Genomic DNA, 23,948 nt, shown 5'->3' on the forward strand with positions numbered 1-23,948 from the left:
AGCGGCCTAGAATCACAAGGTCACCACTCACGAGCAGCCTGGGATCCCGGCGTTCGAGGAAGACCTTCATGACCGCGACCATCTTCGAGAACGGCCTCCGCACGCGCCTGCAGCGCCTGGCACGCGGATCCGTCATCTCGGCGATCGTTCTCGGCCTCGCCGGCGCGGGAGTCGGCAGCGCGTTCGCGGCGACCGATGCCGAGTCGGAGGGCACTCCGATCGAGCTGGTGCTCTCGGCGGGAGTCCGAGGGACGGTCGCTCCCGGGACAGCGACGACGGCCTCGATCACGGTGCAGAACGACTCCAGGTCGGAGCTCTCGTCCGGTCGCGTGACAGTGGAGATCAACCGCACTCCGCTCGCCGACGAGACCGCGGTCACGAACTGGCTCGACGACGCCGATACGGCGGGCGGCTTCGAACAGCTGGGCTCAGACACGACTTCGCCGGTCGACGCCGAGGCGTCTGCGACCACGAGCCTCTTCCTTCCCCCCGAGGTGCTGGGCGACCTCGCTCCCGGCGTCTACCCGTTGCGCGCGACTCTCAGCGGGGCGGAGACCGACGGCCAGGACGTGGCGCGGTCGGTCACGTCGACCTCGGTGCTCGTCGTGACTGCTGCCGCGAGCCCGCCCATCGCCGTGATGGTACCGATCACGGCGACCCCGGACGACGGTGCCATCCTGACCGCAGACGAGCTCACTGCGCTCACCGCCCCCGACGGCGCGCTCACCGCGGTGGTCGAGGGAGTGCGCGGGACCTCGGCGATCCTCGCGATCGACCCGGCCATTCCGGCGGCCATCAGGGTGCTCGGGTCTTCGGCGCCGCAGAGCGCCCGCGAATGGCTGCGCCTTCTCGAAGCGCTGCCCAACGAGCGCTTCGCCCTGCAGTTCGGCGATGCCGACGCCACCACCCAGGCGCAGGCGGGGCTCGTCGGGCTGCTGCAGCCCACGACGCTCGCGCCGTTCCTCGACCCGGGCAGCTTCACCGAGCCCGCAGACGAGACCCCCACGCCCACCGCCACCCCTGCGCCGACACCCGCCTCGGTGCCGACGGACGGCACGTCACCGACGCCTGCTCCGACGCAGGAGCCGATGCCGAGTGAGGAACCGACGCCTCAGCCGTCTGATGGACCCGTGCTTCCCGATGATGCCGAACTCACCGCGATCGAGGGCGCGACACCCGGCATCCTGTGGCCGCGCAGCGATGTGACCGCCGCCGACCTCGACGTGTTCTCCACCTATGTCGGCGACGGCGCCGTCACGGTCCTGTCGTCCTCATCGGTGGGAGCCGCCGTCGGTGCTCACGCCGGCGTGGACGGGCGCAGCGTGCTGGTCACCGCGGACGCCGCATCCGATGCCCTGTCTCAGGCCGCCGGTGAAGACGACACCGCCACGCGTCAGCAGGCGCTGGCCGAGGCGAGCGCACATCTGTCCCTGGCGGGTCAGGCGAGTCCGACGACGCCGCTCCTGATCGGGCTCGATCGCGACGAGACTCGCACGGCCGAGGCGCTCAGAGAAGCCGTCGCATCGGTCGACTCTCTCGGCTTCGGACTCTCCGAGGTCCTCGCAGTACCGGCGGCCCCGGCGACGCTCTCGACCGATCCGGACCAGACGCGCGCGACCGCACTGCAGCGCATGCTCGACAGCGAGGTCGTGCTCGGCCAGTTCTCCTCGATCCTCGACGACGCGCAGGTGCTGCTGAGCCCCAAGCGCATCCAGATCATGCGGGCGACCGCGGTCGGCCTGAGCGACAAGGGGTTCGACGAGGCGGTCTCGGACGTGAATGTCGCGACGACAGAGACGCTGAACGCCGTCGACATCCCGCCGGCGAGCACGATCCAGCTGCTCTCCGCCAACGCCGATCTGCCCTTCTCGGTGCGCAACGACCTGCCGTGGCCGGTGAACATCCAGCTCAGTGTCAAACCGAGCGACCCTCGCCTCGACGTCCAGTCGGTGACGCCGTGGACCATCCAGCCCGGCACCACGACGAGGGTCAAGGTGCCCGTGTCCGCCCGAGTGGGCAGCGGCGAGGTCACCCTGACACTGTCGCTCTCGAGCCCCACGGGCGTGCCCATCAGCCAGCCCGAGAGCGTCCGCGTCTCGGTGCGGGCCGAATGGGAGGCCATCGGTCTCGGGGTCTTGGGCGCCCTCATCGTGGTGCTCCTCGGTCTCGGCATCATCCGCACCATCCGACGGCGGCGGCGTGAGGCCCTTGCTGAGAACGACCAGGAGACGGCGTCCGAATCGGATGCCGTCGAGGAGATGAATGAGTAGTCTCGGGCGCGCCAGCGCACTGATCGGGGCGGGCACGCTCATCTCGCGCGTCACCGGTCTCCTGCGCACGATCGTCCTCGTGGGCGTGATCGGCTCCGTGAGCGCGGGAGCGGCAGACGCGTTCGCCATCGCGAATCAGCTGCCCAACAACGTCTTCTCGTTGATCTCGGTGGGAGTGCTGACCGCCGTGATCATCCCCCAGATCGTCAAGGCGGCAGCGGATGCCGACGGCGGCAACGCCTTCATCTCCAAGCTGTTCACGCTCGGCACAGTTGTGCTGGTCGTGATCACAGGGCTCGCCACGGTCGCGTCCCCGTGGCTGGTGGGTCTCTACGCCGGCAAGGACGCATCCTCCGAGTTCCTCGCGCTCGCGACCGCGTTCGCCTATTGGTGCATGCCGCAGATCCTGTTCTACGGCCTCTACGCGCTTCTCGGTGAAGCGTTGAACGCCCGGCGCATCTTCGGTCCTTTCACCTGGGCGCCGGTCGTCAACAACATCGTGTCGATCATCGGCTTCCTGATCGTCGGCGCGCTGTTCGGCGGTCCGCTCACCCGTGTCTCCGAGTGGACGCCCGAGATGATCGCCGCGCTCGGCGGAACGGCGACACTCGGCATCGTGATCCAGGCCGCGATCCTGCTGATCTTCTGGCGTCGCACAGGTCTCGCGCTGCGACCCGACTTCCGCTGGCGCGGTGTCGGGCTGGGCACAGTCGGCAAGCTCGCCGGGTGGACATTCCTGATGGCGCTGGCCAGCCTGATCGCGGGTCTCGTTCAGACCCAGATCCTCACCGAGGCGGCCGGCAAGGGCGCATCGGTCGCCACGTTCCAGTACGCCTGGCTCATCTTCATGCTGCCGTACTCGATCATCGTGCTGTCCATCGGAACGCCCTACTTCACGCAGATCAGCGAGCATGCTGCCGCCGGCAGACACGCTGAGGTCCGCAAGGACATCGCTCAGAGCATCCGCACGCTGCTCTTCTTCATTGCGGTCGCGGTCGCCGCCGTCGCCGCCGCTGCTGTGCCTGCGTCGCGCGTGTTCACGAACGAGGCGTCGGATGCCGAAGCGGCAGCTCTCGTGCTGGTCTGCTTCCTGGTGTGTCTGGTGCCGTTGACGATCCTGTTCATCGTCCAGCGCACCTTCTACGCCTACGGCGACACGCGCACGCCCTTCTGGTTCACGCTCTTCCAGTGCGCGCTCGTCGTCGTCAGCGCGCTCGTCGCACAGTCGCTGCTCGCCGCCGGTGCCTTCGAGGTCACGTCGCTCGCCGCCGCGATCGCACTGGGGCAGTCGATCGCCAGCACGATCCAGACAGTGGTCGCGGTCTGGCTTCTGCATCGCAAGATCGGCGGACTCGAGATCCGCACCTGGATGAGCGCCATCCTCCGCTTCGCGATCGCCGCCGTTCCTGCTGGAGTGGCGGGATGGGGCATCTTCCTCCTACTCGGCGGCCCGACCGGCTGGACCACCGCCGACAAGATCCAGGGCGCCCTCGGCACGTGCATCATCGGCCTCGCGGTCGTCGTCGTCTACGTCGGCGTCCTGGCCCTGCTGCGCGCGCCCGAGCTCAAGGTCGCAGGCTCCATGCTGCGGCGTTTCCTGCCGGGCCGCTGAGCCCCCGCGCGCGGGAATGTCGCGCGGTTACCATTGGTTGAAGCAGTCGAACGTCTTTCGGCGTCTCAGCATCTACGACGGAGAGCACATGCGTCAGGTCATCATCATCGGTTCCGGCCCCGCCGGATTCACCGCCGCCATCTACGCGGCGCGCGCGAACCTCAAGCCGCTGCTCATCGCGAGCACCGTCGAGGTCGGCGGAGAGCTGATGAACACCACCGAAGTCGAGAACTACCCGGGCTTCCCCGAGGGGATCCAGGGACCCGAGCTCATGGCGAAGTTCCAGGAGCAGGCTGAGAAGTTCGGCACCGAGGTCGTCTACGACGACGTCACCGAGCTCGACCTCGCCGGCCCTGTCAAGAAGGTCACGCTCGGCAGCGGAACCGTGCACGAGACCCAGTCGCTGATCTACGCGACGGGCTCGGCCTACCGCAAGCTCGACATCGAGGGCGAAGAGCGCCTCTCCGGCTACGGCGTCTCCTGGTGCGCCACGTGCGATGGCTTCTTCTTCCGCGAGAAGACGATCGCTGTCGTCGGCGGCGGCGACTCGGCGATGGAAGAGGCCACGTTCCTCACTCGCTTCGCCGAGAAGGTCTACGTCATCCACCGCAAGGACTCCCTGCGCGCCTCGAAGATCATGCAGGAGCGCGCCTTCGCGAACGAGAAGATCGAGTTCGTGTGGAACAGCGAGGTCGCAGAGATCCTCGGTGGCGACTCCGTCTCGGGCGTCCAGCTGCGCAACACGGTCGACGGCGCGCTGAGCGACCTTCCGCTCGACGGCCTGTTCATCGCGATCGGCAACGACCCGCGCACCCACCTCGTGCACGACAAGCTCGAGCTGACGGCAGAGGGCACGATCTGGGTCGACGGCCGCTCGTCGGTCACGTCGGTGCCCGGTGTCTTCGCCGCCGGCGACGTGATCGACCCCACCTACCGTCAGGCCATCACGGCTGCCGGCTCGGGAACGGTCGCCGCCCTCGACGCCGAGCACTTCCTCGCGGATCTCGAGGACGCTTCCGTCGAGTTCCCGGCTGCGGAAGCCGCCGAGATCATCACCGCCTGAGCGGTCGGGAACAGTTTCACCTCGTCTGCTGTTGTAGCAGGCGAACCTCGAACAAGGAGAACTCTGATGAGTGCAAAGGCTACGAGCCAGGCGACCTGGGAGCAGGACGTTCTGCAGGCCGAAGGTCCCGTCCTCGTGGACTTCTGGGCCGAGTGGTGCGGACCGTGTCGCATGGTCGCCCCGGTTCTGGACCAGATCCAGGCCGACAATCCCGACAAGATCACCATCCTCAAGCTGAACGTGGACGAGAACCCGCAGCTGGCGATGAAGTACCAGATCACCTCGATCCCCGCGATGAAGGTGTTCCAGGGCGGTGAGGTCAAGACGACCATCATCGGCGCCAAGCCGAAGCCCGCCCTCGAGCAGGACCTCGCCGCGTTCATCGGCTGATCACGCGTCGATAAGGGCCGTCACTCCTTCGGGAGTGGCGGCCCTTTCTCGTACCCGCCGTGTCGATCGTGTCTTCAAGTCCGGGTCCTGGATGCCCATTCTGCACACCCTGCCCCGTTCTGCGGTCGATTCCTGTCAGAGCATGTGCAGATCGGGGCGGCGTCCGCTGTCCGGGGCGCGTGTGGCCCTACTTGTCGTAGACCGGCACCGAGGGCAGTCCCTGGTCCGCGCGGGCTCGGTCGACGATCTCCTGGATCACGGGCGTCTTTGCGGCGTTGTAGGTCGACGTTCCGCGCGCGGCGGCGGCCACGGCGTCGCATTTGGCATGGGCGTAGCGATCGGCGTCGTCCGGATGTGATCGCAGCCAGTCCCTCAGCAGCCGCTGGTGCACGGCATCCCACTCCCCCGCGAAGAAGAAGTGCGCGATCGCGATGCGGATGCCGTCGGCTTCGAGAATCATCACCGGGTGCGTGCGTACGGAGCTGCCCCGCCGCCAGCCAGCGGCCTGCAGAGCCGGGCTGTGATGCTCGAAGTGCTCGAGGTCTCGGATCCTGACGGCCAGATCGATGATGGGCTTCGCACGCATTCCCGGGATCGCCGTCGATCCGATGTGCTCGATCAGCCAGTCGGCATCCCCCAGCGTGCGGATCTCCCGCGCGATGGCTTCGAACTGCTCCGGCCAGGTGGGGTCGTAGCCGACAAGCATTCGAGGCACGGTTCTGCGGTCCTCAGGAGGCGTCGGCGACCGAGGGATCCCAGCGGCGGTGGCGCTGCTTCTCGTCGAGAAGGCCCCAGACCGCCGGAGTCAGCTCCGGGTACTCCAACGCGATCTGGCGGAGCACACGATAGTGACGCGCGGCGTTCGGGCGCACGCCGTCGTTCGCGGTGATGTTGTCGGCGCGCAGCAGGTACACCACGAGCTCATCGACGCTCGGCAGCTCCTCCATGAACTCCCAGGGGTCTTCACCGCTGAGGAGCCGCTCCTGGATCAGCACGGCGAGTTCGTCCGACGCTTCTGCTCTCAGCACTTCGAGGCTGGCGCGGCGCGGAACGGACTCGGTCATGCTTCCAGCCTACGTGGCCTTGCGGGTGCCCCGGCGCTCCACCTTCAGCTCGTCGGTCATCTCCTCCAACTCTTTGCCCTTCGTCTCCGGCACCTTGAAGTACACGAAGAAGAACGACAGCAGAGCGAAGAACGCGTAGAAGCCGTACGCGAAGGTGAGGCCGATGTCGGCGAAGATCGGGAACGTCGTCGAGATGAAGAAGTTGGCCGCCCACTGCGCGGCCGCAGCGACAGCGAGGGCACCTGCACGGATCGAGTTCGGGAAGATCTCGCCCAGCAGGACCCACACGAGCGGGCCCCAGGTGGCGCCGAAGAAGACCACGAAGCCGTTGGCGCAGATGAGCGCGACCGTCGCCCATGGATCGGGAAGCGTCGCCGCACCTTCGGCGTCGAGGGTGCCGAACGAGAAGGCGAGTGCCATTAGTCCGAGAGTCACCGTCATGCCGACCGAACCGACCAGGAGCATGATGCGTCGACCGATCTTGTCGACGAGCAGGATCGCGACGATCGTCACGACGATATTCGTCACGGACGTGATGACCGACGTCAGCAGGGCGCTGGACTCATCGAATCCGACCGACTGCCAGAGCGTGGTCGAGTAGTAGAAGATGACGTTGATGCCGACGAACTGCTGGAACACCGACAGCAGGATGCCGACCCAGACGATCGGCTTGAGCCCGAGGCGGCTGCCGCGGAGGTCTCGCAGCGACTCCTTCCGCTCCGTATCGATCGTGCTCGTGATCTCCTTGATCTTCGCGTCGACGTCGACGGCGCCTGTGACGGTCTCCAGGACCTCGGCAGCGCGCTTCAGTTCACCCTTCCGCACCAGATATCGCGGCGACTCCGGAAGCCTCAGAGACATCACGCCGTAGACGAGCGCAGGGATCGCGGCGACCATGAACATCCACCGCCATGCCGTGAGTCCCCACAGCGGCTGGTCCGCAGCCCCGGCGATATTCGCGAGCAGGGCATCAGACAGCAGCGCCGCGAAGATACCCGTGACGATGGCGAGCTGTTGCAGCGAGCCCAGTCGCCCTCGAATCGCCGCCGGTGAGACCTCTGCGATGTAGGCGGGGGCGATGACGGATGCTGCACCGACGCCGAGGCCGCCGATCACCCGCCAGATGATTAGGTCGACCACGCTGAAGGCGAGTCCCGATCCGATGGCCGATATGAAGAACATCGCTGCGGCGACGACCATCACGGGGATGCGCCCACGTTTGTTCGCGATCGGGCCTGCGAACCAGGCGCCCACCGCGCAGCCGATCAGCGCCGACGAGACGGCGAAGCCCTTGAGTCCGACTCCGAGGTCGAAGCCCGAGACGTCACCCGCCAGAGCGTCGACGGCCCCGTTGATCACTGCGGTGTCGAAACCGAAGAGGAACCCTCCGAGAGCTGCGGCGACACTCACCGCGATGACGCGTCGCCTGACGCCTTCTGGATTCAGCGCTTTGGACATGGCATCCCTCTCGTCATCGCGATGCCGAGAGTCTACGACCGCTCAGGGGCTGTGGCGCGGCATCACGCCGGGCCATACCCCGATTCGCCGAGTTCGCTGAGAATCCGGTTCAGGTCCTGGATCGAAGCGAAATCGATGATGACCTGGCCTTTGCGCGCACCCAAGGAGACCTTCACCCTGGTGTTGAGGCGGTCCCCGAGTGTGCCGGCGACCTCATCGAGATACGCCCGCCGGGCGCCGGGAGTGGGCTTCGCCGTGCGACCGGGCCCTGCCGGCTCGGTCTTGGCGGCGACCTCGGTCGCACGCACCGACAGGTCTTCATTCACGACCTTGTCGGCGAGACGCTGCATCGCCTCCGGTGTCTCCAGACTCAGGATCGCACGAGCGTGTCCAGCGGTGAGCACGCCGGCGGCCACACGCTGCTGCACGGGCACGGGCAGCTTCAGCAGGCGGATGGTGTTGCTGATCTGGGGGCGCGAACGACCGATCCGCGTCGCCAGCTCCTCCTGAGTGATTCCGAAGTCTTCGAGCAGCTGCTGGTACGCCGATGCTTCCTCGAGAGGATTCAGCTCGGAACGGTGCAGGTTCTCGAGCAGTGCGTCGCGCAGAAGGTCTTCGTCGGCGGTCTCACGGACGATGGCGGGGATCTTCTCGAGACCCGCCTCGCGCGCCGCACGGGTGCGCCGCTCCCCCATGATCAGCTCGTACTCGCCGTCGGTGTTCTTGCGTACGACGACCGGCTGCAGCACACCGAACTCGCGAACGCTGTGCACGAGTTCGGCGAGGTCCTCCGCATTGAAGTGCGTACGCGGCTGGCGCGGGTTCGGCACGATCTTCTGCGGGTCGATCTGGATCAGGTGGATGCCGGGCACCACTTCGAGGTCGACCTCCGCGGCGGGCTGGTCGCTGGTCTGGTCCGTCGCCGGACGCAGATTCGCGCCGGGGAAGAACACATCCACGGGACGCTCGGACTGATCAGCCGTGGGAATGAGGGCGCCGATGCCCCGACCCAGTCCAGTGCGCTTCGCCATCATTTCTCCTTGCTCTGCGTCGCCGTCCGCGACGCGATCTCGACAGCGGCCTCGCGATACGCGACAGCGCCGGCGGATTGCCCATCGTAGGCGATCACGGTCTGACCGAAACTCGGTGCCTCCGACACCCGCACCGAGCGCGGGATGACGGTGTCGAGCACCTGATCGGGGAAGTGTGTGCGGACCTCGTCGGCGACCTGCTGTGCCAGTCGCGTGCGACCGTCGAACATGGTCAGCAGGATCGTGGAGAGGTGAAGTCCGGGATTCAGGTGCTTCTGGATCATCTGGATGCTGCCGAGAAGCTGGCTCAACCCCTCGAGTGCGTAGTACTCGCACTGGATGGGGATGAAGACCTCACTCGCCGCAGTGAAGGCGTTGATCGTGAGCAGGCCGAGCGATGGAGGGCAGTCGATGATGACGAAGTCCATCGGGTGGTCGACGAGATAGTCGTCGAGCGCTCGTCTCAGGCGATGCTCGCGCGCAACCTGAGCCACCAGTTCGATCTCGGCACCGGCGAGGTGGATCGTGCTCGGGGCGCAGAAGAGGTTCTCGTCCTCCGGGCTCTGCTGCACGATGTCGGCGAGCGGGACCTCTTCGATCAGCACGTCATACACGCTGGGAGTGTCTGCGTTGTGGGGCACACCCAGGGCGGTCGAGGCATTGCCCTGCGGGTCGAGATCGATCACCAGAACCTTCGCGCCCAGACCGGCGAGGGCTGAGGCGATATTGACGGCGCTCGTGGTCTTGCCCACGCCGCCCTTCTGGTTCGAGACAGTGAGGATGCGGGTGTCCCCGGTGAAGTCGAGATCCACCGTCTCGAGCACTCTGCGTCGGGCGGAGAGGTCGGCGAGTTCCCGCGCGAGCGGCGTATCCATCCCGAAAGAATCCTTCGGTGATGCCTTTTCGGGCTGTTTCACGTGAAACATCCACTCCTTTCGGGGCCGTCCTCCACTCTAATCGCTGCGGCGGACCTCGCCGCGTCGGAGATGGCCCGCGTGGTCAGGTATTGGGGTGTTTGCGACGAACAGCGACTGGTTCATGCCTCCCTCTCGGGCAGGCATGAACCTGCCCGTAGGGTCCGCCGAGGTCTTCAACGGTCGATCCGGATCTCGGGCCCTCACGTGTTTCACGTGGAACGGTCAGGCACGTACCCGGAGGAGCTCCTCCACCTGATCGACCACGTGCAACAGTGGCTGCGTCGCGTCGATCTCTGTCGTGGCTGTCGCGCGGAGCAGTGGCTCAACCAGTGCGTGATTCGACGTGATCTCCTCCCGCTCCTCGGCGGTCGAACCATAGGGGTTCGACGTCCGACCCCGGACTCGATCGAGCAGCACGGTGATAGGCGCCGACAAGAGGACCACGTGGTCGAAGCGATCGTAGAAGTCACCCTGGTTCTGTACTGTGCCGGAGACGATCACTTCAGTGCTCTCGCCAAGCAGAGCACCCATCAGGACGTCATCCCACAGCCCTGATTCTGTCTTCCAAGGCCCGTAGTCGGTATCCACAACCTCGTGGCCTCGCTCCCCCAGCTCCCGGAGAACGCTCGACTTGCCCACCCCCGACATCCCCGTGATGAGCAAGCGAACCATGTTCACACAATATCGATGTTTCACGTGGAACACTGGTGGATTTCGCGTGTGCAACTGTCCGCCTTCGATGACCGGTGTCACCGGTTACGTGGTGACACCCGTGGACCTGGCGCCCGCGGCCGAACTGCGGCATGGCCTGGCGGATCCTGTCGGGTCGCGGAGCGGAATGATCTTCATCTGGCGCGCCTGGCGGCGTGCATTCCATGCCGCGTTGGGCCACCACCGCACCCGCAGCCCTCGTTACGCCGCCGCGAAGCCCGACACCCGCACTCCCCACTCCCCCGGAACCCCGCTCCCCCATAACCCCATAACCCCGCAGCCCCTCAGTCGCTCAGCCCCTCAGCCCCTCAGCCCCTCAGCCCCTCAGCCCCTCAGCCCCGATCCACGCTTACGCTCCGCAGTTCACACTCCGCTGTGCGGGCGCCGCCCCACGTCCGATCCCGAAATGCCCGATCCTCCCCTCAATCCCGCGGTCGTGGCCACGCTCACGCTCCCAAGCTCCGCCATCCCGCTTCCCGCTTCCCGCTTCCCGCAATCACTCCCTTCCCACGCCCCATCCGCCGCAAACGCGGCATCCCGCAGTCCGACAGTGCCGCAGTCATGGGCCACGCTCACCCTCCCGAGTTCTCACTCCCCGCAATCCATCCCCACTCCACCGCTCCCCCGCGACGCCCGATCCCGGAGTCCCGGAGTCCCGGAGTCCCGGAGTCCCGGAGTCCCGCTCCACGCTCCACGCTCCACGCTCCACGCTCCACGCTCCACGCTCCACGCTCCACCATTCCCCAAAGCCGAAATCCCACTCACCGCTCCTCGTTCCCTCTCCGCACGGCCCCGCAGCCCCACCCCGTACGCCACACACCACACACCACACACCACACACCACACACCACACACCACACACCACACACCACACACCACACTGATCGTGAGGATACATAAGACCCTCCTCTCCGCGGTCAGTGTCCTCGCCGCCTCAAGCTCACGTGTTGCGTGGGGGCACGCTTCATTTGAGGCGAGATCAGAGGTTCTCCCGGTCGCATGATTGCCGAAGAAGCGACGAAACTCGCGTGCGGGCGCTGAGGAGTCCCGCTGCTGAACAACGTCGATCCGCAGCAGGTGTTCTCGCAGTCTCTTGCCCTGGGAGCCGGTGTGCGGGAACCATCGTCAGCCTGAACTCGCCCCAAAAAGTGCCTAGAAGGCGCAGATCTGGCATCGAGGTCGAATGCTCGCTCCTATCGCGGCTGATCGTGAGACTGCAAGGGGCAGCTCGATCGCTGTGCGCGTCCGGCCCACCCACCCATCAGCACGGGCGTTTCACGTGAAACATCTCTTGGTTGTGCACGACGCCGACTAGTCCTCACCACAGTCATGCTTCCATTCAACGGCTGCGACCAGACGGACTGAGGTGGCTGCCGAACAGCCGCCCGACTGAGAGGCGCCGCAACCCTCCGCGGACGAGTCGGTGCTGTGCGAGCTCCGAACCCCTTTCATGCCCTCCCCACGCGCCGTGTGGTCGACCAAGCACCATCAACGAGCGGCTCTCATCTCAGATGTCACTCGCCACCACCCTCACGTACGGGACACAAGTAGGCCGGCGGCTACGCGCCGTCGCCGACCTCCCTTTCCCATGGGTCGAGGACACTCCAGGGTCCGCCGGATGACGACATACCTGCCACTGCAAGCACGACTCAGGCGGATCGTTTCACGTGAAACATGCTGGTCCCACCGCGCGCATTTACCCCGACACCTCGATGGGACGAGAGATTGAGTGCCGACAACGAGTCCCATCCCATTTCGATAGTGGGAGCTTGTCCAATGCTGAGTGTCAGCGGGATCTCGCATCGACTCCCCAAAGGGACTCGAACTCTCACGCACGATGCAGAGGCCCACTTACCAAGCGTCGATGCGCCTCTCGTCGGCGAGGAGAGGCGGCAACACCGGGACGTCAGTCAATCAGCGAGCTGCGCACAAGCCGGCGTACCGGAGGTTTCACGCGAAACATCCTGTTGTTCACAGGTGCACTGCACCGCGCGGCGGTCTGAAGTCGTCTCGTCCGCGTCGACGGCTCTGACACTGCCTGCGATGCATGGCACAAAGCGGCACAAGAGACCACTCCCCCGTACTGAACATGGGCAAGAAGGTGCATGCTGACGGGACTCACTCCCTGGTGCTCCCCTTACACGAGCAGGAACAGAGTCGTCGCCTGTACCTCAACCGACTCTGTCTCTGAACCGCAGTCCGATCGCAGGAGCCCGTGGATGTCCAGGGCAAGCGAGTTGGACGCGCAGCGCGACAGGTCCGCGTACGACACATCGGCTATCCCCCGCCTTACGCCCGAGGAAGCACGTCGAGCCGTCACAGCAGAGACCACGGGCTCACCACGCGCGCTGCGGTACGTGATCGCTGTGCTGACGTGTTTCACGTGAAACACGAGACCGCCGCTGCTCTCCTGTGGCTTTCCCCGACGACGACCGGCCACGGCAATTGGTTCGGAATCTAACGAGCAAGCCTCCGCTGCTGAAACCGGGGTATCGGTATCCGACCGGCACCCACTCTGGTGAACCATGACGTTTCACGTGAAACATGCAGAGCCACGTGACACTCTCTAGGCATGCGATCGCGCAGACCGCGCGAACACTGTAGTACCCCAGTGTGGGACCTTCGGTCCTACTGGGCCCGTGTGCAATGTCCGCGCTCGGTATGAGTTAACCGCGGGGGCGCTGCATAAGTCCCAATGAGTACAGCGGCCTCATCGTGCCCGGAATCCATCTCGTGGGCAGGCCGGCTGCAAATGTAGACCTCTCGCCATCCGGGTCGTAGCCGCTACTCGTCGGCAGAGCTGTCTTCGAGGACGTTTCACGTGAAACGCATGAGTGGCGCACGGACTCGAAACAACCACCTGATCAGCGCAACCGAGACCCGCACCGTACGTGGGTCACTCCAACAACTGCCATCCTGTGCCAACGGGTCCGACGCTGTCCAAGGCGGCGCCAGCCGGTATCCGGGTAAGCACCACAGGGCCTCTCCGCACGATGAGTCGCAGCAACGAGCTGCACGAGAACCTGTCTGGCCTCAACCGTCGACTATCGAACGACGGCCCGGACCACTCTCGTCGTCTCAGGAAGCACGCTCTCGCCGAGCGTCTCCACCCTCACGTCGGAGAGACGGAACTTCTTGATCTGCTTCTGAGCTGCTTCGATCTCATTCGCAGCATTCATTCCCTTGAGCAGCGTCAGTTCGCCGCCGTCACGCACGAGGGGCGCGGTGAGAGGGATCAGTGTTCTCAACGCGCTCACCGCCCGCGCGGTGACCACATCGAACCCCACCGGGAGACGCACGTCCTCAGCTCGAGCACGGAGCACCTCGACGTTGTCCAGGCGCAACTCCGCAACCTGCTCGTTCAGCCATGTGACACGACGTTCCATCGGCTCGATGAGCGTCCACTGCACGTCGGGGCGGGCGATCGCGAGAACGATTCCGGGCAACCCAGCCCCGGAGCCGATGTCTGCAACAGATCCGTGAAACAGGGGGGCAGCGATGACGCTGTTCAGAATGTGCCTGGTCCACAGACGCGGCAGTTCGAGAGGGCCGATCAGACCTCTCTCCTCACCATGCTCCGTGAGAGCCGCTGCAAACTGACGCGCCAGTTCGATCCGATCCTCGAACAACTCAACAGCAAGGGAGGGTTCGACCTCGACGACATTCATGACCGCACCCCGCCTGGATGTTTCACGTGAAACGTCAACGACGACGCAAGACGGTGTGGCGGTCAGCGCCTTCGCCGTAGGACTCGGAGACAAGCCCCTGATCAGCGGCAATATCGTGAACCAACTTGCGCTCGTAGCTCGACATCGCGGGCAGCGATGCCTGGGTCGCTCCATCGTCGAGCTTCGCGGCCGCGGCGTTCACGAGCGTCTCGAGCTGCCGGCGGCGTGCGTCGCGCGATCCACCGACGTCGAGGATCAGCCGCGAGAACGAACCGGTCTTGTTCTGAACCGCGAGACGGGTCAGCTCCTGCAGGGCCTGCACCGTGTCGGGCGCAGAAAGCAGGGCAAGCCCATCGCCTTCAGCCTCGACCGACACATATGCGCGGCCCTGGCGGACATCGAGATTCAGATCGCCGTCGATGTCGGCGATGTCGAGCAGCTCCTCGAGGTAGTCGGCTGCGACGTCTCCCTCGTTCTCGAGCTCGGCGACCGTGGGCTCCACGATCTCGGTCACGTTGTCGGTCACGAACCGCTCCCCTTCTTCTTCGAACGCTTCTTGCCCACCGGCTGCTGACGCTTGGGGGCCTGTGCCTTCGCGCGCTCGGCCTCTTCGAGCAGACGCTGCTGCTCTGCTTCGTAAGCCGCCATGGGAACGACCTTGCCCGATCCGTCGATCGCCTTGCCCTTGCGAGCCAGTCGCTCTTCCCGCGCCTTGGCTGCTTCAGACCCGGGAGTAGGCATCTCGCGGATGACGAGGAACTGCTGCCCCATCGTCCAGAGGTTCGAGATGAACCAGTACACGACCACACCGAGCGGGAAGAAGATGCCCGAGAAGATGAAGCCGAGCGGCAGCACGTAGAGCATGATCTTCTGCATCTGGTACGCCTGGCCGGTCTTGGCCTCGGGCGACAGGTTCTTCGAGATGATCTGCAGCTGGGTGAAGAACTGCGACGCGATCATGAGCACGACGAGCGTGACCAGGATGACGATCGCCGTCGTGTTGCCTGCATCCACCGCGTTGCCGAGAGTCTCGTGCAGTGATGCGACTCCGAAGAGCTCGGCGTTGTAGAACTGCTCGGTCAGCTCTGCGTTCAGCAGGCCCACACCACCGACACCCAGGTTGTGGTGCTTGGAGACATCGCTCAGCACGCTGAACAGCGAGAAGAAGATGGGCATCTGCACGAGAAGCGGCAGACAGCTCGACATCGGCGTCGTGCCGTGCTTCTTATACAGCGCCATGGTCTCGCGGCTCATCGCCTCACGAGACAGCTGATCCTTCTTACCCCGGTACTTCTCCTGAACTTTTCGCAGTTCAGGAGCGATTTCCATCATCTTTCGCTGGCTCTTGATCTGCTTCACGAAGAGCGGGATCAGGGCAGCGCGCACCACGATCACGAGTCCGACGATCGAGAGCACCCAGGTCAGACCGGATGCCGCCGGAAGGCCGACGGCCGTCAGCAGCCAATGCCAGGCGACGAGAACGAGCTCGACGACCCACTTGAGGGGCCAGAGGATGGTTCCGATCAGATCGAAGCCGCCGGAGGCAGGCTCCGGCGAAGGTGTTGCGCTGGCGAGCAGAAGGTCAAGACCCACCGATCAATCCTTTCGGGCAGGGACGACGAAACCGCGAGCGGTCAGGTCATAACGGAAGTGTTGGTGCGGACGGACGTCATCGACGCCGCCGTGGCTCCAGGGATTGCAACGGAGGATGCGCCATGCCGAGAGCATCGCTCCCCTCACCGCGCCGTGCTGTTGCACCGCACCTACAGCGTAAGCGGAACAAGATGGGTAATAGGCACAGACATCTCCGTACATCGGGGAGATCACCTTGCGATACCCGGTGAGGAAACCCAGAACCAGATTCCTCGGGACCAGCGGGATGCTGCGCAGCACATCCCCGGTCTGCAGATGCGCGGTTCCGATCGAGGATGCCGGGAGGGCGGTCATGCTCGAGCCTGCCCGAGGCGGTCGAGACAGCGATTCACATCGGCGCTCAGCTCTGCGTATGTCGCTGTCGCAGATGCAGGAAGGGCACGGATGACGACATCCGTGCCCTCGGGGACCCGCGCCAGCGCATCCGCACACACGGCTTTGAGTCGCCGACGCACGGTATTGCGCACCACAGCGGTGCCCACCTGCTTGCTGATGATGAATCCGAACCTCGCGGCTCTGTTCTCGCCCGTCGCCAACATCGAAGTGACGACCTTGGCTCCGCCACAACGGGATCCGCGTCGAACGACCAGGCGATAGTCGCTCCCGCGGGTCACACGAAACGGGCGGGCGAGCACAGCGATCTACGCGGAGAGCTCGGTGCGGCCCTTCGCGCGGCGAGCCGAGAGGATCGAACGGCCGGCGCGGGTGCGCATGCGAAGACGGAAGCCGTGCTTCTTGGCGCGACGACGGTTGTTGGGCTGGAAGGTGCGCTTGCTCATGAAATCACTCCGGGAATGCTGCCACCGGGATCATTTTGACCGGAGACATAGGGATCTGCCATTCAGGCATAAGTCAACCGATTAAGGGTACGTCCTGACGGCGCGCAGAGCAAATCTGCGCGCTTCGGCCCGGACCCCGACACGATCCGCACAGCTATTATCCACAACCTCGGGCGTGCACGTATGCGCAACACGCGCGCGGATTTCCGTGGGCAGGTTGCCGTTCACAGCCGTGGTGACTACCGTGGCATCCGAAGTTATCCACAGGCGAGCCGCGTGATCCCGACGGCCCGTCGCCCCTCAGCACGGAGCGTCATGTCATCACCTGCCCAGCCCGACGTTCCGATCTGGACCACGGTGCAGGAGCTCCTCGAAGCGGATGACAGGGTCACCCCTCAACTCCAGGGATTCCTCAGCCTCGCCGTTCCGGCTGGAGTGATGGCGGCGACGCTCTATCTCGAGGTGCCCAACGATCTCACCGCCGCGCAGATCAACAAGAGACTGCGGCTGCCGATCATGGAAGCCCTCTCCCACATCGGCGAGGAGGTCACCTCCTACCGAGTGGTGGTCAACCACGAGCTCGCCGAGCAGCCGACGGCGCCCATCGCGGTCGCGGACTACGGTCGCCAGGAGCAGATCCGCGTCGAGTCTCCGATGGAGCAGCCGACGCAGCAGCGTCACGAGTCGCGGCTCAACCCCAAGTACACCTTCGACAACTTCGTCATCGGACAGTCGAACAGGTTCGCGCACGCCGCAGCGGTCGCCGTCGCCGAGGCGCCGGCCAAGGCCTACAACCCGCTGTTCATCTACGGTGACTCCGGTCTCGGCAAGACCCACCTGCTGCACGCGATCGGCGACTACGCCCAGTCTCTCTACGCAGGCGTCAAGGTCAGGTACGTGTCGAGCGAGGAGTTCACGAACGACTTCATCAACTCGATCGCGAACAACAGGGGCGCAGCCTTCCAGGCCCGCTACCGCGATGTCGACATCCTCCTGATCGACGACATCCAGTTCCTGCAGGGTCGCGCCGAGACCCAGGAGGCGTTCTTCCATACCTTCAACACTCTCCACGACCACAACAAGCAGGTCGTGATCACGAGTGACGTGGCGCCGAAGCACCTGACAGGCTTCGAGGACCGCATGCGGAGCCGGTTCGAGTGGGGTCTGATCACCGATGTACAGGCTCCTGACCTCGAGACGAGAATCGCGATCCTCCGTAAGAAGGCGCAGAGCGAAGCCCTTCATATTCCCGATGAGGTACTCGAGTACATCGCGACGGTGGTGTCGTCGAACATCCGTGAACTCGAGGGGGCGCTGATCCGTGTCTCAGCCTTCGCCAGCCTGAACCGCTCGGCTCTCGACATCTCTCTCGCCCAGACGGTGCTGCGTGACATCATCGACACGGCTGAGGACAACATCATCTCGCCGACGGACATCATCACCGCGACCGCGCAGTACTTCAAGCTGACCGTCGACGATCTCTACGGCTCGAGCAGATCGCAGCAGATCGCCACGTCACGCCAGATCGCCATGTACCTGTGCCGGGAGCGCACCAGCCTCTCGCTGCCGAAGATCGGGCAGCTGTTCGGCAACCGGGACCACACCACGGTGATGTACGCCTACAAGAAGATCAGCGAGCTCATGAAGGAGCGGCGTTCGATCTACAACCAGGTGACAGAGATCACCACGCAGCTCGGTCGACGCTGAGCCCGCGCCACCTCGAAAAGGGGGTCGTGGCTTCCGATGGGAAGCCACGACCCCCTTTCTGTGCGCCTGAGAGGCATATGGCCGGCTCGATCGATGCCAGTTTGCACATGTGGATAACTTGTGGATGAATCGCCTCGAGATCGGGACGGATGTGTGAGAAACCGCCGAACCTGTGGATAACTGTGGGAGACGGTGCGACCCCCGGGAAGCTGTCCACCCGCGGATTCCTCAGGGTTTCCACAAGTGACAACCGTGTAGTTCCTTACTGGCGTCTGCTTTCCACCGAGTTATCCACAGTATCCACAGGTGTTAACACCGTTAAGGAGTTAATTCAATTCAAGGGCGATCCGATCACCAGACGGTGGGGAAAGTCGAACGGACCGGAGGTTTGCTCCGGTCGTAGGGATCCGCCCGACTGTGGGGCTAGCATGGGAAGCCCTGCACAGGCAGGAACGATGACGACACGTCTCAGAATGACGACAAGGGAGCACCCGTGAGGTTTCAGGTCAACCGCGATGTCTTCAGCGAGGCTGTGTCCTTCGTCGTCAAGCTGCTTCCGCAGCGGAACCCGCAGCCGATTCTCGCCGGAGTGCTGATCGAGGCCGACGGATCAGGGCTCACGCTCTCGGCCTTCGACTACGAGGCATCCGCTCGGACCACCATCGAAGCCACGGTCGACACCCCCGGCACGATACTCGTCCACGGTCGACTGCTCTCCGACATCGCCAGCCGCCTGCCCAACGCGCCGATCGAGATCGCCGTCGAGGACGACGGCAGCATCACCGTCACGTGCGGCTCCGCTCGGTTCACCCTCGCAGCCATGCCGGTCGAGGAATATCCCTCCATCCCCGAGGTGTCCGGCTCGTCCGGCGTCGTCCCGGCCGATGATTTCGGAACCGCGATCGCTCAGGTCGGCTTCGCCGCATCGCGTGACGACGTGACCCCCGTGCTCACGGGTGTGCAGCTCGAGGTCTCCGGACACACGCTCAGCCTGGTCGCGACGGACCGCTATCGTGTCTCGCTCCGAGACGTCCCGTGGGATGGCGAGGCCGTCGAAGCGAGCGCACTGGTCCCTGCACGCACGCTTCTCGAAGTCGGAAAGACCTTCGGTCACGCCGGAACCATCCAGATCGCATTCTCCGGAGCCGGCGATCGCGAGATCATCGCCTTCACGGCAGGCAACAAGACCGTGACCTCGCTGCTGATCAAGGGCAACTTCCCGCCTGTCCGCCGTCTGTTCCCCGAGCAGACCGAGCACTACGCGGTCGTGAACACCGCCGACCTCGTCGAAGCGGTGCGCCGCGTGTCGCTCGTGCTGGATCGCGCAGCTCCACTGCGCTTCACGTTCACGTCCGACAGCGTCACGATGGATGCATCGGGCAGCGAGCACGCACGTGCCTCCGAGTCCGTCGACGCGATCCTGAACGGTGGCGACGATGTCACTCTCGGCCTCAACCCGCAGTACCTCATCGAGGCACTCGGAGCGGTCAAGAGCGAGTTCGTCCGCGTCACGTTCACCTCGAGCGACAACGCGAACAAGCTCAGCCCCGTGCTGATCACCAGCCAGACCTCGGTCGACCAGGCCGGGCTCGACTCGTTCAAGTACCTGCTGCAGCCGAACCTGCTGCTCCGCTGATCCTGCGACGGGCGAAAGCCGCGCGGGGACAGCGGTGTCAGACCCCGAAGGTAGGCTGACTGCGTGATTGTGGAACACCTGAGCCTGGTCGACTTCCGCAATTATGCGACCGCGGATCTCGCTCTGCACAAGGGCCCCAACGTCTTGGTCGGCCGCAACGGTCAGGGCAAGACCAACCTCGCCGAGGCCGTCGTGTTCCTCGCCACCCTCGGCTCTCACAGGGTCTCCTCGGATGCGCCGATGGTGCGCGAAGGCCAGGATTTTGCGATCATCCGCGCCCGCCTCTCGCACGGTGAACGCAAGGTGCTGATCGAGGTGCAGCTCAACAAGCAGGGTTCGAACAAGGCGCGCATCAACGGATCTCCCTCGAAGACGAATGAGCTTCCCCGATATGCCCACGTCGTGCTGTTCGCCCCCGAAGATCTGCAGATCGTGCGCGGTGACCCGTCTTCTCGGCGTCGTTTCGTCGACCAGCTGCTGATCCAGCGCACTCCTCGCATGTCGTCAGTGCTCGCCGACTACGACCGTGTGCTCAAGCAGCGCAACGCCCTTCTGAAGTCGGCGCGAGCGCGCGGCATCAAGGGCGAAGGGCTGAGCACCCTCGATGTATGGGACGACAAGCTCGTCTCCCTCGGAGCCGAGATCATCACGGCGCGTCAGCGTCTCGCGGCCGATCTGCAGCATCCGGTCGCAGAGGCGTATGCGGCGATCGCCGGCGAGGATCATCGTCCCCAGCTCGACTGGGCGCTCTCGGTGCGAGGCGCAGATCCCGAAGAGGGAGTCGATGCGCCGGCCGAGACCTCGGGAGACATCGCCGAGATGTTCCACGCCGCACTGCTCGCCAAGCGATCGAACGAGCTCGACCGCGGACTCACCTTGACCGGGCCTCACCGCGATGATCTCGTTCTGCGGGTTCGTGGTCTGCCGGTGAAGGGCTACGCATCGCACGGGGAGTCCTGGTCTGTGGCGCTCGCGCTGCGCCTCGCCTCCGCCGAGCTGCTGCGCAGCGAGTCCCCCGCCGGCGACCCCGTGCTGATCCTCGACGACGTGTTCGCCGAACTCGATTCCGACCGCCGGCAGCGCCTCGCGGCGCTCACCGCGGGTTACGAGCAGGTGGTCGTGACCGCAGCGGTGGAGGAGGATATCCCCGAGGTGCTCCATGCTCACGTGGTCAGGATCTCGGCCGGCACCATCAGTGACGAGAGGGAAGTGGCAGATGAGTGACATCGCACCTGTCCCGGCATCCGCTCCGACACCGGAGACCCCCGAGACGGTCGCGACCTACCTGCGTCTGCGTGGCCTCGCTCCGAGTTCGAAGTCGTGGAAGCGCAAGCGACGGATCGTCGCAGACGACGACAACGCTCCCTTCACACCCGGTCGTGACCCCGGTCCCCTCGGGGCGGTGCTCGACAAGCTCACCCGCGACGCGGGCTGGCAGAAGACTCTCGCCCGCGAAGACCTGGTCAGGCAGTGGTCCGATCTCGCGGGCACCGACACGGCGAAGCACTCCGAACCGGTCTCTCTCGAACGCGGAGTGCTCACCGTGAAGTGCGATTCGACGGCCTGGGCGAAGAACCTGCAGTACATGCGCGGGACCATCCTCACCGAGATCGGTCGACGGTATCCGGATGCGGGAGTGGAGAACCTCCGCTTCATCGGACCGGACGTACCCTCATGGAAATGGGGTCCCAGAGTCGTTCCAGGACGGGGCCCGCGCGATACCTACGGGTAGGGCACCGTTCAGGGGGTTCGAGAGGCTCAGAGGGCCATACACGGCCGTTCAGCGGGATTTCGACTCGAAAGACCGCTAGAATGGGAGTTCGTGATATCGATGTGGAGAATGCCCTCTGATGACGCCTGAATTCCCTGCTGACGAGACGGAATCGACCACCGGGGAAACCCCTGACCCCTCCCAGGGCGCAGAGACCCAGACTCCCGCGGAAGCGGAGGTGAGGTCCACATCGATCTCCCCCAAGATCAAGCAGCCCGGCGAGTACGGTGCCGACTCGATCCAGATCCTCGAAGGACTCGAGGCGGTGCGCAAGCGCCCCGGCATGTACATCGGATCCACGGGTCCGCGCGGTCTGCACCACCTGGTCTACGAGATCGTCGACAACTCCGTCGATGAGGCTCTCGCCGGCTACGCCGACACCATCTTCGTCACCCTGCTCGAAGACGGCGGCGTGCGCGTGATCGACAATGGCCGCGGAATCCCGGTGGATCCGCACTCCTCCGACCCGTCGAAGTCGACGGTCGAGGTCGTGCTGACGATCCTGCACGCCGGTGGCAAGTTCGGCGGCGGCGCGTACGCCGTCTCGGGCGGTCTGCACGGCGTCGGCTCCTCGGTCGTGAACGCCCTCTCGACGCGTTTCGACGTCGAGGTCAAGCAGAAGGGCTTCGTCTGGCGGCACAGCTTCGCCGACGGCGGAGTGCCGCAGCAGAAGCTCATCAAGGGCGAAGAGACCGAGGACACCGGCACGAGCATCACGTTCTGGCCGGATGCCTCGATCTTCACCGAGACGACCGACTTCGACTACGACACCCTGCGCACGCGGTTCCAGCAGATGGCGTTCCTCAACAAGGGTCTCCGCATCGAGCTGCTCGACGAGCGCGCGTCCTCGGCCTACGAGGTCGAAGAAGCCGGCGTCACCACGACCAAGCAGCCCGGCGACGTCTTCTTCTACGAGCGCGGACTCGTCGACTACGTCGAGTACCTCAACAAGGTGCGTCACGCGGAGGTCGTCAACGAGGAGATCATCGCCTTCGAGTCCGAGGACACGGCGCGCAAGATCTCGCTCGAGGTCGCGATGCAGTGGACCACCTCGTACACCGAGAACGTGTTCACCTACGCGAACACGATCAACACGCACGAGGGCGGCACCCATGAAGAGGGCTTCCGCGCAGCGCTCACCACGCTGGTGAACAAGTACGCGCGTGCGAACAACATCCTCAAGGAGAAGGACGACAACCTCTCCGGCGACGATGTGCGCGAGGGATTGACCGCCGTCATCTCGATCAAGCTGGGCGAGCCCCAGTTCGAGGGTCAGACCAAGACCAAGCTGGGCAACACCGAGGCCAAGGCGTTCGTGCAGAAGGTCGTGGGCGATCAGCTCGGCGACTGGTTCGACCGCAACCCCGCGCAGGCGAAGAACATCATCCGCAAGGCGCTCGACGCAGCGACCGCGCGTCTCGCCGCTCGCAAGGCGCGGGAGACCGCACGGCGAAAGAGCGTGTTCGAGTCGGCTGCCATGCCCGACAAGCTCAAGGACTGCACCAGCAAGGACCCCTCGATCAGCGAGATCTTCCTCGTCGAGGGTGACTCGGCCGGCGGCTCCGCCGTGCAGGGACGCGACCCGCACACGCAGGCGATCCTCGCGCTCCGCGGCAAGATCCTCAACGTCGAGCGCGCTCGCCTCGACAAGGCGCTCGGCAACCGCGAGGTCCAGGCGATGATCCAGGCCTTCGGCACGGGCATCGGCGAGGACTTCGACATCGAGAAGGCGCGCTATCACAAGATCGTGCTGATGGCGGATGCCGACGTCGACGGCCAGCACATCACGACGCTGCTTCTGACGCTGCTGTTCCGTTACATGCGCGGCCTCATCGAGGCCGGTTTCGTGTACCTCGCGATGCCGCCGCTGTACCGCCTCAAGTGGTCGAACCAGCCGCACGAATACGTGTTCAGCGACGCGGAGCGCGATGCGCTGCTGAAGTTCGGCCTCGACAACGGCAAGCGCATCCCGAAGGATGCCGGCATCCAGCGCTACAAGGGTCTCGGCGAGATGAACGCCAAGGAGCTGTGGGAGACCACGATGGATCACACGACGCGGACGCTCCGCCAGGTGACCATCGAGGATGCCGCGGCGGCAGACGAGATCTTCAGCGTGCTGATGGGTGAGGACGTCGAATCACGACGCAGCTTCATCCAGCGCAACGCCAAGGACGTCCGCTTCCTCGACATCTGAGGCGCCCCGCGCCCTGCATTCGCT

20 protein-coding genes and 1 pseudogene are annotated in these 23,948 nt (G+C 65.0%); 9 read left to right on the forward strand and 12 right to left on the reverse strand.

What is annotated here, in order from left to right:
- Nucleotides 1-68 precede the first annotated feature (68 nt).
- The 4 genes from ACZ0AA_RS13550 to trxA all read left to right on the forward strand — a co-directional run bounded on the left by ACZ0AA_RS13550 (nt 69) and on the right by trxA (nt 5,335).
- Nucleotides 69-2,270 carry a DUF6049 family protein gene (locus ACZ0AA_RS13550; protein ID WP_463513227.1) on the forward strand — a complete coding sequence of 734 codons (2,202 nt, stop codon included), beginning with the start codon at nt 69-71 and terminating at the stop codon, nt 2,268-2,270.
- Nucleotides 2,263-3,882: a murein biosynthesis integral membrane protein MurJ gene (gene murJ / locus ACZ0AA_RS13555; RefSeq protein ID WP_463513228.1), complete on the forward strand. Its 1,620-nt coding sequence runs from the start codon at nt 2,263-2,265 to the stop codon at nt 3,880-3,882. Before ACZ0AA_RS13550 ends, murJ begins: the two co-directional genes overlap by 8 nt.
- 88 nt (nt 3,883-3,970) lie before the next feature.
- On the forward strand, nt 3,971-4,945 hold the full coding sequence (gene trxB / locus ACZ0AA_RS13560) for a thioredoxin-disulfide reductase (RefSeq protein ID WP_463513229.1): 975 nt from the start codon (nt 3,971-3,973) through the stop codon (nt 4,943-4,945).
- 66 nt (nt 4,946-5,011) lie between these two features.
- Nucleotides 5,012-5,335 (forward strand): thioredoxin, encoded by a 324-nt coding sequence (gene trxA / locus ACZ0AA_RS13565; RefSeq protein WP_042541543.1) that lies wholly within the window; start codon nt 5,012-5,014, stop codon nt 5,333-5,335.
- A 187-nt stretch (nt 5,336-5,522) separates the two neighbouring features.
- Here trxA and ACZ0AA_RS13570 read toward each other — a convergent pair whose 3' ends face one another.
- The 12 genes from ACZ0AA_RS13570 to rpmH form a co-directional block, all read right to left on the reverse strand.
- Nucleotides 5,523-6,041 carry a GrpB family protein gene (locus ACZ0AA_RS13570; protein WP_463513230.1) on the reverse strand — a complete coding sequence of 173 codons (519 nt, stop codon included), beginning with the start codon at nt 6,039-6,041 and terminating at the stop codon, nt 5,523-5,525.
- 22 nt (nt 6,042-6,063) lie between these two features.
- Complete coding sequence (locus tag ACZ0AA_RS13575) at nt 6,064-6,399, reverse strand: hypothetical protein (protein WP_042541545.1); 336 nt, start codon at nt 6,397-6,399, stop codon at nt 6,064-6,066.
- Nucleotides 6,400-6,408: 9 nt separating this feature from the next.
- A complete protein-coding gene (locus ACZ0AA_RS13580) occupies nt 6,409-7,857 on the reverse strand; it encodes a sugar porter family MFS transporter (protein ID WP_463513231.1) in 1,449 nt (482 codons plus the stop codon).
- A 62-nt stretch (nt 7,858-7,919) separates the two neighbouring features.
- Entirely contained in the window at nt 7,920-8,888 is a 969-nt protein-coding gene (locus tag ACZ0AA_RS13585; RefSeq protein WP_463513232.1) for a ParB/RepB/Spo0J family partition protein, read from the reverse strand.
- Nucleotides 8,888-9,763, reverse strand: coding sequence for a ParA family protein (locus ACZ0AA_RS13590; RefSeq protein WP_463513233.1), 876 nt, complete (start codon nt 9,761-9,763; stop codon nt 8,888-8,890). Before ACZ0AA_RS13590 ends, ACZ0AA_RS13585 begins: the two co-directional genes overlap by 1 nt.
- Before the next feature lie 264 nt (nt 9,764-10,027).
- Complete coding sequence (locus tag ACZ0AA_RS13595) at nt 10,028-10,477, reverse strand: AAA family ATPase (protein ID WP_463513234.1); 450 nt, start codon at nt 10,475-10,477, stop codon at nt 10,028-10,030.
- A 3,083-nt stretch (nt 10,478-13,560) separates the two neighbouring features.
- Nucleotides 13,561-14,184 (reverse strand): 16S rRNA (guanine(527)-N(7))-methyltransferase RsmG, encoded by a 624-nt coding sequence (gene rsmG, locus ACZ0AA_RS13600; protein ID WP_463513235.1) that lies wholly within the window; start codon nt 14,182-14,184, stop codon nt 13,561-13,563.
- A 34-nt stretch (nt 14,185-14,218) separates the two neighbouring features.
- Nucleotides 14,219-14,710 carry a Jag family protein gene (locus ACZ0AA_RS13605; protein ID WP_463513236.1) on the reverse strand — a complete coding sequence of 164 codons (492 nt, stop codon included), beginning with the start codon at nt 14,708-14,710 and terminating at the stop codon, nt 14,219-14,221.
- On the reverse strand, nt 14,707-15,777 hold the full coding sequence (gene yidC, locus ACZ0AA_RS13610) for a membrane protein insertase YidC (RefSeq protein ID WP_400863381.1): 1,071 nt from the start codon (nt 15,775-15,777) through the stop codon (nt 14,707-14,709). The genes ACZ0AA_RS13605 and yidC overlap by 4 nt, the downstream gene beginning before the upstream one ends.
- 3 nt (nt 15,778-15,780) lie before the next feature.
- On the reverse strand, nt 15,781-16,131 hold the full coding sequence (gene yidD, locus ACZ0AA_RS13615; protein WP_463513237.1) for a membrane protein insertion efficiency factor YidD: 351 nt from the start codon (nt 16,129-16,131) through the stop codon (nt 15,781-15,783).
- Nucleotides 16,128-16,472, reverse strand: a complete 345-nt coding sequence (gene rnpA, locus ACZ0AA_RS13620) for a ribonuclease P protein component (protein WP_463513238.1) — start codon at nt 16,470-16,472, stop codon at nt 16,128-16,130. The genes yidD and rnpA overlap by 4 nt, the downstream gene beginning before the upstream one ends.
- Nucleotides 16,473-16,478: 6 nt before the next feature.
- Nucleotides 16,479-16,616 (reverse strand): 50S ribosomal protein L34, encoded by a 138-nt coding sequence (rpmH, locus tag ACZ0AA_RS13625; RefSeq protein ID WP_042541555.1) that lies wholly within the window; start codon nt 16,614-16,616, stop codon nt 16,479-16,481.
- A gap of 378 nt (nt 16,617-16,994) precedes the next feature.
- Here rpmH and dnaA point away from each other — a divergent pair.
- From dnaA to gyrB, 5 genes and pseudogenes are all read left to right on the forward strand, one after another.
- Nucleotides 16,995-18,323: pseudogene (gene dnaA / locus ACZ0AA_RS13630) on the forward strand (chromosomal replication initiator protein DnaA); the annotation flags it as partial.
- A 493-nt stretch (nt 18,324-18,816) separates the two neighbouring features.
- Entirely contained in the window at nt 18,817-19,959 is a 1,143-nt protein-coding gene (gene dnaN / locus ACZ0AA_RS13635) for a DNA polymerase III subunit beta (RefSeq protein ID WP_042541557.1), read from the forward strand.
- A gap of 63 nt (nt 19,960-20,022) precedes the next feature.
- On the forward strand, nt 20,023-21,183 hold the full coding sequence (gene recF, locus ACZ0AA_RS13640) for a DNA replication/repair protein RecF (RefSeq protein WP_463513239.1): 1,161 nt from the start codon (nt 20,023-20,025) through the stop codon (nt 21,181-21,183).
- Nucleotides 21,176-21,691 (forward strand): DciA family protein, encoded by a 516-nt coding sequence (locus ACZ0AA_RS13645; RefSeq protein WP_400863373.1) that lies wholly within the window; start codon nt 21,176-21,178, stop codon nt 21,689-21,691. The genes recF and ACZ0AA_RS13645 overlap by 8 nt, the downstream gene beginning before the upstream one ends.
- 118 nt (nt 21,692-21,809) lie before the next feature.
- Nucleotides 21,810-23,924 carry a DNA topoisomerase (ATP-hydrolyzing) subunit B gene (gene gyrB / locus ACZ0AA_RS13650; RefSeq protein ID WP_400863372.1) on the forward strand — a complete coding sequence of 705 codons (2,115 nt, stop codon included), beginning with the start codon at nt 21,810-21,812 and terminating at the stop codon, nt 23,922-23,924.
- The last annotated feature ends 24 nt before the right edge of the window (nt 23,925-23,948 follow it).

The sequence above is a fragment of the Microbacterium sp. AC035 genome (assembly GCF_979258485.1).

Coding starts and splice junctions, on each gene's coding strand:
- rpmH (WP_042541555.1), bottom strand. CDS start 16,616: ATGAGCAAGCGCACCTTCCAGCCCAACAACCGTCGTCGCGCCAAGAAG.
- ACZ0AA_RS13590 (WP_463513233.1), bottom strand. CDS start 9,763: ATGGATACGCCGCTCGCGCGGGAACTCGCCGACCTCTCCGCCCGACGC.
- gyrB (WP_400863372.1), top strand. CDS start 21,810: ATGACGCCTGAATTCCCTGCTGACGAGACGGAATCGACCACCGGGGAA.
- murJ (WP_463513228.1), top strand. CDS start 2,263: ATGAGTAGTCTCGGGCGCGCCAGCGCACTGATCGGGGCGGGCACGCTC.
- ACZ0AA_RS13550 (WP_463513227.1), top strand. CDS start 69: ATGACCGCGACCATCTTCGAGAACGGCCTCCGCACGCGCCTGCAGCGC.
- ACZ0AA_RS13580 (WP_463513231.1), bottom strand. CDS start 7,857: ATGTCCAAAGCGCTGAATCCAGAAGGCGTCAGGCGACGCGTCATCGCG.
- rsmG (WP_463513235.1), bottom strand. CDS start 14,184: ATGAATGTCGTCGAGGTCGAACCCTCCCTTGCTGTTGAGTTGTTCGAG.
- ACZ0AA_RS13585 (WP_463513232.1), bottom strand. CDS start 8,888: ATGGCGAAGCGCACTGGACTGGGTCGGGGCATCGGCGCCCTCATTCCC.
- yidD (WP_463513237.1), bottom strand. CDS start 16,131: ATGACCGCCCTCCCGGCATCCTCGATCGGAACCGCGCATCTGCAGACC.
- ACZ0AA_RS13645 (WP_400863373.1), top strand. CDS start 21,176: ATGAGTGACATCGCACCTGTCCCGGCATCCGCTCCGACACCGGAGACC.
- ACZ0AA_RS13570 (WP_463513230.1), bottom strand. CDS start 6,041: ATGCTTGTCGGCTACGACCCCACCTGGCCGGAGCAGTTCGAAGCCATC.
- trxA (WP_042541543.1), top strand. CDS start 5,012: ATGAGTGCAAAGGCTACGAGCCAGGCGACCTGGGAGCAGGACGTTCTG.
- ACZ0AA_RS13595 (WP_463513234.1), bottom strand. CDS start 10,477: ATGGTTCGCTTGCTCATCACGGGGATGTCGGGGGTGGGCAAGTCGAGC.
- ACZ0AA_RS13575 (WP_042541545.1), bottom strand. CDS start 6,399: ATGACCGAGTCCGTTCCGCGCCGCGCCAGCCTCGAAGTGCTGAGAGCA.
- trxB (WP_463513229.1), top strand. CDS start 3,971: ATGCGTCAGGTCATCATCATCGGTTCCGGCCCCGCCGGATTCACCGCC.